The sequence below is a fragment of the Thalassotalea sp. 273M-4 genome (assembly GCF_041410465.1).
GTDB lineage: Bacteria > Pseudomonadota > Gammaproteobacteria > Enterobacterales > Alteromonadaceae > Thalassotalea_A > Thalassotalea_A aquiviva.
Genome location: NZ_CP166961.1, coordinates 2,516,599 through 2,528,710, shown reverse-complemented (window position 1 = coordinate 2,528,710; position 12,112 = coordinate 2,516,599). Strand labels below are relative to the sequence as shown.

Sequence of the window (12,112 nt, the reverse complement as noted above, 5' to 3'; positions counted from 1 at the left end):
TAAACGATGCAAATTAACGTGAGAACAAACAGTAATAATAATATGAACGAGATTAACTTTTTACATAATAAGAAGATCTGTGTTCTCGGTTTGGGAGCCACTGGGCTTTCTTGTGCGCGTTTTTTAACTCAATTAGGGCTGGACTTTTGCCTGATAGATTCTCGCCAAGCGCCACCAGGTCAACAAGCCTTAGCCGATATTAATCCTAAGGCAAGACTGTATTGCGGTCATTGGCATAGTGAGCAACTCAGTCAAGCTGATCTTGTCATTGCAAGCCCTGGCGTTGATATTAATATGCCAGCCATTCAGCGGGCTCTAAAACCTGGTAGTGAATTGATAGGCGATGTCGAGCTGTTTTGTCGCATAAATAAAATCCCTATCATTGCGGTGACTGGCTCAAATGGTAAGTCAACCGTTGTAAGTATGTTGGCACACATGGCCAATCAATGTGGTGTTGATGCCGCGTTAGCAGGCAATATTGGTACACCGGTGCTGGATATTATTGGGCAAAACTATGAACTCATCATATTAGAGCTTTCAAGTTTTCAGCTGGAAACCATGCAGTCGATGAATGCAGAAGCGGCGACTGTGCTAAATGTCAGTGATGATCATCTCGATCGCCATAAAACCATGGCCGCTTACCAAGCGATAAAACAAAAGATTTATCAACAATCAGACGTTGCGGTATACGATAGGTTAAACCCAACATCCTCGCCGGTCACGCAGTCTCAAAGCGACATTACTTTTGGTTTAGATCAACCTGCGCCGAGTCAATTTGGTTTAATCACTGAGCATAAAGAGATTTATTTAGCGCAAGGTGAGAACAAATTAATCGCCACATCTGAGCTCGCGATTGTCGGTCAGCATAATTTTGCCAATGCCTTAGCAGCGCTTGCCATGGGCGATGTTATCGGTTGGCCAATGACATTAATGTTGGAAGGCTTAAAAACCTTTACCGGACTTGCGCATCGCTGTGAAAAAGTCGCAACTAACGACGGTGTGCTGTGGGTTAATGATTCAAAAGCCACTAATGTCGGTGCAACTATCGCTGCCATAGAAGGTTTGTACAACCCCCAAAACCGTTTGATTCTGTTGGCGGGTGGTGATGGTAAAGGCGCCGATTTTTCGTTGCTAAAACCGGTATTTAAAGACAAAGTCGATGTCGTCATTTGCTTTGGTCGGGATAAACAAAAAATCGCCTCATTAACAAAGAACAGCTACCTAGTTGACGATTTAGCCAGTGCCGTTTCGAAGGCAAGAACCCTGGCTAAGCACGGTGATCTCGTGCTGCTTTCACCTGCATGTGCCAGCTTAGATATGTTCAAGAATTACATTGAACGGGGTGAGCAATTTAGCCAGTTGGTATTGGAGGGGCAACATGAGCACAGTTAAGTCTGAATTGTCTTTGCCATCATTACCACATTGGTTATTTGACTATGGGCAAAAAAGCGGGACCCTTACATTTGATCGCACCTTTGTGTTATTAACTTTAGCCTTTTATATGATCGGCTTGATTATGGTGGCGAGTTCATCGATGCCTGTTGCAGAGCGATTATATAACGATCCGTTCCACTTTGTGATGCGCCATAGCGTTTATATCGTGTTAAGCCTAATCACCGCGGGTATCTTTTTGCAAGTGCCAATGCAACTGTGGCATAAATATAGTGGCTGGTTATTGTTAGTAGCAGTGATTTTACTGGTTTTAGTGTTAATTATTGGTCGTAATATCAATGGTTCCACTCGTTGGATTGTCGTCGGACCGATTACGATACAAGCGGCCGAGCCAGCCAAATTATTCTTTTTTTGCTATTTGTGTGGTTACTTAGTACGACGAAAAGACGAAGTGTCGAAAAAGTTTAAAGGCTGGATAAAACCGGTAGGGGTGTTGTTTTTATTAGCCGTATTACTGCTGTTTCAACCTGATTTAGGGACCGGTCTGGTGATGTTTGCCACCACGTTTGGCCTACTGTTTTTAGCCGGTGCGAACTTAGGGCAGTTTCTTTCGGTATTACTCGCCGGAATCGGTGCTGTGGCGGTGCTTATTTTAACAGAACCCTATCGTATGCGTCGTTTCACTTCCTTTTTAGACCCGTGGCAAGATCCGTATGGTAGTGGTTATCAACTGACCCAATCATTGATGGCCTATGGTCGTGGCGAAATTTTTGGTCAAGGATTGGGCAATAGTGTACAAAAACTTGAATACTTGCCTGAAGCGCATACCGACTTTGTGATGGCCGTAATAGGCGAAGAACTTGGTTTTATTGGCGTATGCGCTTTATTGGTGTTGTGTTTGGTACTGGTCGTTAAAGCCTTGTTATTGGGTAAACGCGCCTTAGAAAAAGAAAAACATTTTGAGGGCTATTTTGCTTACGCAATTGGTATTTGGTTAAGTTTTCAGGCCGCGGTAAATGTTGGCGCAAGTGCTGGTATGATCCCGACAAAAGGCCTAACTATGCCATTGATAAGTTATGGTGGTAGTTCGATGATCATCATGACCTTGGCCATTGTGGTGTTAATAAGAATTGATCATGAATTGCGCTTACAGACCATTCAGGCTGTTGCCAAAGGAAGTAAAAAATGACGATAAGTAAACCGACTTTGCTGGTGATGGCCGGTGGTACTGGCGGTCATATTTTTCCAGGATTAGCGGTCGCCCAAGAGTTGCAGCAACAAGGATGGCAGGTTCATTGGTTAGGCACCCCTGAACGTATGGAGGCGCAAGTCGTTCCTAAATACGATATACCTATCTCGTTCATCAATATTAAGGGCTTACGAGGAAAAGGGCTATCGTCATGGCTTTGGGCGCCGTTTAAAATGTTAAATGCTGTTTGGCAATCGATTAAAATCCTCAAGCAAGTGAAACCCGACGTGGTTCTCGGCATGGGGGGCTATGCGAGCGCGCCGGGTGGGGTTGCGGCATGGTTAACGGGAGTTCCCTTGGTGTTACATGAGCAAAATGCGGTTGCAGGGATGAGTAATCGATACTTAGCTAAGTTTGCAACCCAAGTATTAAGTGCTTTTCCCGGGGCTTTTAATAATGACGTGCCGCACCAAGTGGTTGGCAATCCCGTGAGGCAAAATATCGCCACCTTAAACAAAGCCAAGAGCAATGGACGTAATGTGTTAATTGTGGGCGGAAGTTTAGGGGCTAAAGTGCTTAACGATACACTGCCTGAAACCTTGGCTTTGTGCCCTGAACTGGCGCTTAATATACGCCATCAAACGGGCGCTGGAAATAGCCCACAGGTAAAAGCTAAGTACCTTAGTTTGAACGTGGCCGAGGAAAAAATACAAGTAGATGATTTTATTGATGATATGGCGAGCGCTTATCAATGGGCAGACCTAGTCATTTGCCGAGCGGGAGCGCTGACCGTATCAGAGCTCGCATTGGCGGCAACGCCTGCGATTTTTGTACCGCTACCCCATGCGGTCGATGATCATCAAACCGAAAATGCAAGGTTTTTAGTGGATCAAGATGCGGCCATATTATTGCCGCAATATAACTTATCTGCCAATACCTTGGTAACAGAATTAAAAGCGCTATTTGAGTCGCCAGATAAATTAGTCGAGATGGCTGAAAATTGTCATAAAGCGGCCGCGCCAGAAGCGACCTTAAAAGTCGCAAACGCCTGTCAGGCATTGGTAATAAAAAATGAATAAAGTGAATGTAAGAAACCCTGAAATGCGCCGAGTAAAAGTCATCCATTTTGTGGGCATTGGTGGTGCCGGTATGGGCGGTATTGCCGAAGTATTGTTAAACGAAGGCTATCAGGTGACAGGCTCAGATATTAACGTTAACCCGGTGGTAAAACGCTTGTTAAAGTTGGGCGCTAAAATCGCTATTGGCCACTCGTCGGATAATATCGAACATGCCAGTGTGATTGTGGTATCAACGGCTATCAAAGCCGATAACGTTGAATTACTCGCCGCCCAAGAAAAACGAATCCCTGTTGTTCGTCGAGCGGAAATGTTGGCCGAAATTATGCGTTTTCGTCACGGTATTGCGGTCGCAGGTACGCACGGTAAGACCACCACCACCAGTTTGATCGCCAGTATTATGGGCGAAGGAGATTTAGATCCGACATTTGTTATCGGTGGTTTGCTTAATAGTGCTGGTACCAATGCCAGATTAGGCTCAAGTCGTTATTTGGTTGCTGAAGCTGATGAAAGCGATGCATCGTTTTTACACTTGCAACCTATGGTGGCTGTTGTGACCAACATCGATGAAGATCACATGGAAACCTATGGCGGAGATTTTGAAAACCTTAAAGATACTTATATTGAGTTTTTGCACAATCTGCCTTTTTACGGCTTAGCCGTATTATGTGTTGATGATCCGGTGGTGACTGAATTACTGCCAAGAGTGGGGCGACATATGATCACCTATGGTTTTAGTCAACACGCGGATGTGCGCGCCGAAAACTATCAGCAAGCTGGAGAAGTAAGTCGCTTTGAGGTGATTCGAAAAAACAAGCCAGATCTATCGGTTAAGCTTAATCTTCCGGGTAAACACAATGTGTTAAATGCTCTAGCGGCAATTGCCGTAGCCACAGAAGAAGGCGTGGAAGATAGCGCGATATTGGCCGCATTAAGCCAATTTCAGGGCATTGGTCGTCGTTTTGAGCATTTAGCTGATTTAACAACTAAACAGGGAAAAATTACCGTAATCGACGATTATGGCCACCACCCAAGTGAAGTTGCCGCAACGATTAAGGCAATGCGTAACGGTTGGCCAGAGAAACGCTTGGTGATGATGTTCCAACCACACCGTTACAGTCGCACCAAAGACTTATATGAAGATTTTGTTGAAGTGCTAAGCGAGGTTGATTGTTTGGTTTTACTCGATGTTTACGCTGCTGGTGAAGAGCGCATAGTTAATGCCGACTCCAAAGCCTTGGCGCGCAGCATTCGTTTGCGTAACTCGGTTGAGCCGATATATGTCAGTGACCCTATGCAATTACCCGATATTATGGCGTCAATCTTACAAGATGATGATATGTTAATCACCCAAGGCGCCGGTAATATTGGTGCCATTGCGCGTGAGTTGGTTAGTTCGCCAATGTTAAATGTAGGAAGTAAGTAAGTGAGTAATAAGCTTATCCATTTAGAAGATTTAAAACAGCAAAAAATTGCGGTTTTATATGGTGGTGATAGTGCTGAGCGCGAGGTTTCGCTGAAATCGGGAGCGGCTGTTGCCCAAGGTCTTATTGAGTCCGGTTTTAAAGTCGAAGCGATTGATACCAAAGGTTTTGATATCGCAACCTTGAGGTCTTTAGGTATCGATAGAGTATTTATTGCTTTGCATGGGCGTGGTGGTGAAGATGGTTGCTTACAAGGGGCGTTAGAATATATGAACATCCCTTATACCGGTTCCGGCGTATTGGGCTCATCGTTATCAATGGACAAGGTTCGCACCAAACAAATATTTAAAGCGTTGGACTTACCTACGGCCAATTTTTGTGTGGTTAATGAAGATGAGTACACAAAGGATGCAAGCGCAACGATAATGACCCGCTTAGGTGGCAAAGTGATGGTTAAGCCTGCGAAAGAAGGTTCAAGCATCGGGATGACCATAGCCCAATCGGCAAACGAGCTGGATGCTGCTTTGCAGTTGGCGTTTAACTATGATCATCAAGTTTTGGTTGAAGCATGGTTAAGTGGTAACGAATATACCGTCGCCATCTTGGGTGAGCAAGCATTACCCGCGATCAGAATGCAAACACCGAATGCGTTTTACGATTATCAAGCGAAGTACCAAAGCAACAGTACTCAATATCATTGTCCATGTGGGCTTGATACTGAGCACGAAGAACACATCAAAGCACTTGCCCTTAAAGCTTTTAAAGCCACTGGCGCACAAGGCTGGGGTCGTGTTGATTTAATGCAAGATGAAAATGGCGCGTTTAATTTATTGGAAGTGAATACGGTACCGGGAATGACGCAAACGTCTTTAGTGCCAAAAGCGGCGAAAGTTTACGGCTTAGATTTTAATCAGTTAGTGTGCAAAATATTGCAATTAAGTGCGGTTTAGAGAAAAGATGATGGAAAAACAAACCAAGATTGATTTTTCTCGAAATTCTTTCCAATTTTGGTCAGGATTTTGCTTTTTCATTTTGGTTTGTACTGGCATAATAATAGGTTCGTTGAAATTGTACCGTGCGCTATTTGACGAGCCTGGTAAAGCGGTTTCTAACTTGGTTATAGATGGGCAAAACCCATTCACCCAAGAGACTGAAATCCTTGATGCGATACAACAGGCGCCGTTGCAGAACTTTTTCACTTTAAATGTGAATCAGGTCCAGCAGCACTTAGAAGCTTTGCCTTGGGTTTATAGTGCATCGGTGCGCAAGCAATGGCCAGATACCATTCAAGTGTATGTGATGGACCAGGTGCCAGTTGCCCAGTGGAACGATGATTTTTTTATTAATCAGTTTGGTGGTATTTTTCAAGCCGATAAACATCGCTTAGAACGACTGTCTCAACCTCTGCCTAAATTGTTTGGGCCCGAAGGTTCAGAATCGTTAGCATTGGAAAACTATCGTAACTTAAATAGCTTGCTTACCTATGTTGATGTTAGCATTAGCGAAATGGTACTGACTGAACGACATGCATGGCAAATAACCTTAAACAATGGGGTGTTTTTAAAGTTAGGTCGAGAAAACAGGGTCGAACGGGTACAAAGGTTTATGGATGTCTATGGGCAAATAAAACAACTTGCCCAAGATAAAATGCAAGTAGATTACATCGACTTGCGATATGATACAGGAATGGCTGTCGGCTGGAAGGCCAAAAGCAGTAACCAAGAACAAGAGCAAAAAACAAATGCCTAAAGTGACAGACAGAAATTTAGTGGTTGGCCTAGACATCGGAACGTCAAAAATCGTTGCGGTGGTCGGTGAGGTCACCCCAGATAACAAGTTAAGTATTATTGGTGTTGGTCACCATCCCGCCCGTGGTATGGATAAAGGTGGGGTGAACGACCTTAACCTAGTGATCCAGTCTATTGGTCGAGCGGTTAACGAAGCGCAACTGATGGCCGATTGTCAAATCAGTTCCGTCTATTTAGGCATTTCAGGTAAGCACATCAGTTGTCAAAATGAAAATGGTATGGTGCCAATCAATGACAACGAAGTGGTGCAAGAAGATGTCGATAATGTCATTCACACAGCCCGCTCTGTCCCGATGTCTGCCGAAAGACGTATCTTACATGTCTTGCCGCAAGAATATAGTGTCGATGTCCAAGATGGTATCAAAAGCCCTATCGGGATGTCTGGGGTACGTCTAGAAGCCAAAGTGCATATTGTGTCTTGTGCCAATGACATGTCGAAGAATATTGTCAAATGTGTCGAACGTTGTGACTTAAATGCCGACCAATTAATCTTCTCAGCTTTAGCCTCAAGCTATGCCGTACTTACCGAAGATGAAAAAGAATTAGGTGTTTGTGTGGTTGATATGGGCGCAGGCACTATGGACATATCTATCTTTACAGGTGGTGCCCTGCGACACAGTGCGGTTATTCCGGTTGGTGGTAACCAAGTATCAAATGATATTGCAAAAATTTTCCGCACCCCTTTAAGCCATGCTGAAGACATTAAAGTGCAATACGCTTGTGCCCTGCGACAAATGGTGAGCATGGAAGAGAATATTGAAGTACCAAGTGTTGGTGGTCGCCCTGCTCGCACGATGTCTCGTCATACCTTGGCAGAAGTGGTTGAACCAAGATATCACGAATTATTCGAACTGATTCAAGAAGAAATTAAAAGCAGTGGCCTAGAAGATCAAATTGCCGCTGGTATTGTCTTAACGGGTGGTACAGCCAAGATGGAAGGGGTGACCGAGTTTGCCGAAGAAGTATTTCAAATGCCGGTCAGAATTGGTTTGCCACTTAATATTCAAGGCTTAACGGATTACGTTAACGACGCCAGTTATTCAACTGTCGTCGGGCTATTACAATATGGCCTTGAAGCGGCCACGTTAAAACAAGCGGAAACAACGACAGCAGATAGTGTTCAAGGGGTGTTTACTCGCTTGAAAAACTGGTTTAAAGGCGAATTTTAAACTGGTAACAAAAGATTTTTTTGGTGGAACAAAAATAAAACGGAGAGAAAATTATGTTTGAATTAATGGAAGACCATAACGAAGATGCGGTCATTAAGGTGATTGGTGTCGGTGGTGGTGGCGGTAACGCCGTTGAACACATGGTAACCCAAACGATTGAGGGGGTTGAGTTCATTACGGCAAATACCGACTCACAGGCGCTGCGTAACTCATCTGCCGATGTCACATTGCAGATTGGAGCCGACGTGACCAAAGGTTTAGGTGCCGGTGCGAACCCTGAAATTGGTCGTCGCAGTGCAGAAGAAGATAGAGAAACCATTCGCCAAACCCTACAAGGCTCGGATATGGTATTTATTGCTGCCGGTATGGGCGGCGGTACAGGTACCGGGGCGGCTCCAGTGGTGGCTGAAATTGCCAAAGAAATGGGGATTTTAACGGTAGCTGTAGTGACCAAACCATTCCCGTTTGAGGGTAAAAAACGGATGAATTACGCCGAGCAGGGGATCGAATTCTTAGCCAGCCATGTTGATTCATTAATCACCATTCCAAATGAAAAACTTCTAAAAGTATTAGGTCCTGGTACCAGTTTGCTTGATGCTTTTAAAGCTGCCAACAATGTGTTACTTGGCGCCGTTCAAGGTATTGCTGAATTAATTACGCGTCCAGGTTTGATCAATGTTGACTTTGCTGACGTAAGAACGGTTATGTCCGAAATGGGTACCGCGATGATGGGCTCAGGTACGGCAACAGGTGAAGACCGTGCAGAAGAGGCGGCCGAAGCTGCTATTTCTAGCCCGTTACTCGAAGACGTAGATTTAGCGGGTGCCCGAGGTATCTTGGTTAATATCACGGCTGGTATGGATATCTCTATTGATGAGTTTGAAACTGTTGGTAATGCGGTTAAAGCTTTTGCGTCCGAAAATGCAACGGTTGTAGTTGGTGCGGTTATCGATCCTGAGATGACTGATGAGCTTCGTGTAACTGTGGTTGCGACAGGTATTGGCCAACAGCAAAAACCAGAGATTTCAATTGTACCGCCTATGCAAAAACCAGAGCCTATGGTGGTAAACGCGGACTATACGCCAGCACCAGAGCCTGAATTAGCGAAAAAAGTATACGTGGAAGATAAACCACAGGTGCAATCTGCTCCTGCGACAGACACTGATTACTTAGATATTCCGGCATTTTTACGCAAGCAGGCTGATTAATTAACAAGCCCGACAGGTTGAGGATACTTATTTTTAACAACTTGTAACAGACTTACAGGTTTTTCAATGTTAAATTAGTGTTCGTTGACCAGGGACAAGATTTCAAGCTGGTAATCATTTGGTGTGATATCTATGATTATCGCAAGTTGAAAAACCAATAGAGGTTGTTAGGAGCGACAGATTTGGCTTCTACGACAGCTTTTGAAGGTAATGCAAATAACAAGCCAAAATTGGCTAAGTTTTGACTTAAAAGGTATGTTTTGTTATATTCTGCCACCTCCGTGGCCGGGCGATAAGAAAATTTAAGCACAAACAGCTTGAATTTTGCTCGGTTACCGATGGCTGAAGTATGATAATTTAAGGCTAAATATGATTAAGCAACGTACGATAAAACAGAATGTTTCTACAACTGGCGTAGGTTTACACAAAGGTGAAAAGGTACAGATCACTCTCCGTCCTGCACCTGCCAATACGGGTATTATATTCCGTCGTGTTGACTTAAACCCACATGTAGATATCCCTGCGCGCCCTGAGGCCGTTGGTGAGACTACCCTGTGTACCTGTTTGGTTAATGAGCAAGGTGTTCAAGTTTCCACCGTAGAACACCTACTTGCGGCCCTTGCCGGTTTGGGGATTGATAACCTCATTGTAGAAGTTGACTCGCCAGAGATCCCAATTATGGATGGCAGTTCATTACCTTTTGTCTACTTGATTCAGTCTGTCGGTATTGAAGACGTTAATGCGCCGAAGAAGTTTTTGCGCATTATCAAAACTATTCGCGTTGAAGAAGGTGATAAATGGGCAGAGTTGCGTGCGCATGAAGGCTTTAAAGTTAATTTTGCCATCGATTTTGATCATCCGGTTATCGCAAACACAGCGCAAACGATGAGTATGGATTTGTCCAGTCACTCATTTATCAAAGAAATCAGTCGTGCTCGCACCTTTGGTTTTATGAAAGACATTGAATACTTACGATCGCACAACTTAGCCCTCGGCGGCAGTTTAGAAAATGCCATCGTACTTGACGAATATCGGATGCTAAATCCAGACGAACTTCGTTATGATGACGAGTTCGTTAAGCACAAAATCCTAGATGCAATTGGCGACTTATATATGAGTGGGGTCAGTATCTTAGGTGAATTAAATGCCTATAAATCAGGGCATGGTCTTAATAACCTATTGTTAAGAGAAGTGTTTAAACAAAAAGACAGTTGGGAATGGGTAACTTACGAAGATGAACGCCCATCGCCAATTGCATATCAGGACACGGTATTAGCCTGATAACAGCCAAAGGATTACGTGAAAACCAGAACAAAAGTTCTGGTTTTTTCATTTAGGACTGGTTCTTATTCCGGTTCGCATGTTGAGCAAGTTTCAATAATTTCTCCTTTAACCCAGGAGGCGCGTTTTTTGCTACTTCAGCAATTTGCGCAGAAGAAGCGTCTGACATGTGTTTTAACTTTTCGGTTTGGGGTTTGATAATTGGTGCACGTCGATTGGTAAAAGGATTGATTTTTATTTCAATTTTGTTAAATATACCATTCGTTTGTGTTTCTAATTGGCTTGCAATATTGTTTCGTTCAAATTGCAATCTTTGCCCCCAAACAGGTGAGTTTGCTTCAATGACCACTAAGTCATTGTGAAAATTAGCTATTTGCCATGCATTCTCTGGTAAATCTGGACAGATTTGTCGTACTATGTTGGTAAGTATTTTTAAGGAATTGGTTTTATTGGAAAAATCTGCCAATGAAGAGCTCGCATTTTCGAGTAGTTTTGTTAAGTCTTGAGGATCTTTAACAATGCGTTTCATGATTTGGCCTTTAATTTCAATTTGACATAATAGCAAGAGATAGTATGAGTTTAACAGTTTTATATCGAGGACGTAATGTCCGTTTTACGGTAAAGTTAGCCAAACCACTTTGGATCAGTATCATTGCCAGCTTTGCCTTGGTATCTGGTTTGGTGGTTCATTGGTCGCTGAAACCGGCCGTGTTACCCGAATACTTACAAGTTGCTCAACAAGCAACCATGGAAACAAACGCGCTAAATGAGATTCCTAGCGAATTAAGCAATGAACAAATCACGGCTTTAACCATTAAACTCGCTGATTTGCAATCGCACGTATTGCGTCTTAATGCATTGAGTGAGCGTTTAGCCGAAGAAGCCGAAATTCCAAAAGAAGAGTTTCACTTAGAGTCGTCACCATCTTCTGGTGGCCCGGCTTTAGAAGATGCTGGCTTGGAGTTTTTCTCTGAGCAAGCGTTAACCGACCAGGTGAATTTGCTCAGTGAACAGATTCAGCAACAAGATAATCAGCTAAACATGCTTGAATCTTTGGCACTTGGTCACCATATACAAAATAATAGTTATTTGTCTGGCCGTCCGATAGATGAGGGCTGGTTATCTTCTAACTATGGTGTTCGTAAAGACCCTTTTAATGGCAGACCGGCGATGCATAAAGGCGTCGACTTTGCTGGCAAAGAAGGTGCCAATGTTATTGCAACAGGTTCTGGTGTTGTAACATGGTCTGGTGATCGTCATGGTTATGGTAATTTAGTAGAAATAGATCATGGTGCTGGCTTTAAAACCAGATATGGGCATAATAAAGCGCTATTAGTAAAGGTTGGTGACGTGGTGAGTAAAGGCCAAGCGATTGCAACCATGGGCAGCACTGGTCGTTCAACGGGGCCACATGTTCATTATGAGATTCTTCGTGGCGATAAACATATCAATCCAACGAAATATGTTTATCGAAAGTCTAAGAATTAGTCTCTGCAAAAGCGAATCAAGGTATTGCAAGATAAATAACGGCATTTAGTGGGGATTAATTTACATTAAATGCCGAA

Annotated in this window: 11 protein-coding genes; 10 read left to right on the top strand and 1 reads right to left on the bottom strand. The window is 43.6% G+C overall.

Annotation, left to right across the window (positions count from 1 at the left end; genetic code table 11):
- Positions 1-42 precede the first annotated feature (42 nt).
- The 9 genes from murD (at position 43) to lpxC (ending at position 10,547) form a co-directional block, all read left to right on the top strand.
- Positions 43-1,392 carry a UDP-N-acetylmuramoyl-L-alanine--D-glutamate ligase gene (gene murD / locus ACAY00_RS11310; RefSeq protein WP_371373579.1) on the top strand — a complete coding sequence of 450 codons (1,350 nt, stop codon included), beginning with the start codon at positions 43-45 and terminating at the stop codon, positions 1,390-1,392.
- Positions 1,379-2,581 carry a cell division protein FtsW gene (ftsW, locus tag ACAY00_RS11305; RefSeq protein ID WP_371373576.1) on the top strand — a complete coding sequence of 401 codons (1,203 nt, stop codon included), beginning with the start codon at positions 1,379-1,381 and terminating at the stop codon, positions 2,579-2,581. The genes murD and ftsW overlap by 14 nt, the downstream gene beginning before the upstream one ends.
- Positions 2,578-3,660, top strand: coding sequence for an undecaprenyldiphospho-muramoylpentapeptide beta-N-acetylglucosaminyltransferase (gene murG, locus ACAY00_RS11300; protein WP_371373574.1), 1,083 nt, complete (start codon positions 2,578-2,580; stop codon positions 3,658-3,660). The genes ftsW and murG overlap by 4 nt, the downstream gene beginning before the upstream one ends.
- On the top strand, positions 3,653-5,083 hold the full coding sequence (murC, locus tag ACAY00_RS11295; protein ID WP_371373571.1) for a UDP-N-acetylmuramate--L-alanine ligase: 1,431 nt from the start codon (positions 3,653-3,655) through the stop codon (positions 5,081-5,083). Before murG ends, murC begins: the two co-directional genes overlap by 8 nt.
- Complete coding sequence (locus ACAY00_RS11290; protein ID WP_371373568.1) at positions 5,084-6,031, top strand: D-alanine--D-alanine ligase; 948 nt, start codon at positions 5,084-5,086, stop codon at positions 6,029-6,031. It begins immediately after the preceding gene.
- 7 nt (positions 6,032-6,038) lie between these two features.
- Positions 6,039-6,830, top strand: coding sequence for a cell division protein FtsQ/DivIB (locus tag ACAY00_RS11285; protein ID WP_371373566.1), 792 nt, complete (start codon positions 6,039-6,041; stop codon positions 6,828-6,830).
- Positions 6,823-8,058, top strand: a complete 1,236-nt coding sequence (ftsA, locus tag ACAY00_RS11280; protein WP_371373563.1) for a cell division protein FtsA — start codon at positions 6,823-6,825, stop codon at positions 8,056-8,058. Before ACAY00_RS11285 ends, ftsA begins: the two co-directional genes overlap by 8 nt.
- A 53-nt stretch (positions 8,059-8,111) precedes the next feature.
- Positions 8,112-9,266 carry a cell division protein FtsZ gene (gene ftsZ / locus ACAY00_RS11275; RefSeq protein WP_371373560.1) on the top strand — a complete coding sequence of 385 codons (1,155 nt, stop codon included), beginning with the start codon at positions 8,112-8,114 and terminating at the stop codon, positions 9,264-9,266.
- A gap of 369 nt (positions 9,267-9,635) precedes the next feature.
- On the top strand, positions 9,636-10,547 hold the full coding sequence (lpxC, locus tag ACAY00_RS11270; protein ID WP_371373556.1) for a UDP-3-O-acyl-N-acetylglucosamine deacetylase: 912 nt from the start codon (positions 9,636-9,638) through the stop codon (positions 10,545-10,547).
- A gap of 52 nt (positions 10,548-10,599) precedes the next feature.
- On the opposite strand, the gene ACAY00_RS11265 is transcribed toward lpxC, so the two are convergent.
- On the bottom strand, positions 10,600-11,076 hold the full coding sequence (locus tag ACAY00_RS11265; RefSeq protein ID WP_371373553.1) for a DUF721 domain-containing protein: 477 nt from the start codon (positions 11,074-11,076) through the stop codon (positions 10,600-10,602).
- Positions 11,077-11,120: 44 nt separating this feature from the next.
- On the opposite strand from ACAY00_RS11265, the gene ACAY00_RS11260 reads away from it, so the two are divergent.
- Complete coding sequence (locus ACAY00_RS11260; protein WP_371373551.1) at positions 11,121-12,035, top strand: M23 family metallopeptidase; 915 nt, start codon at positions 11,121-11,123, stop codon at positions 12,033-12,035.
- Positions 12,036-12,112 lie beyond the last annotated feature (77 nt).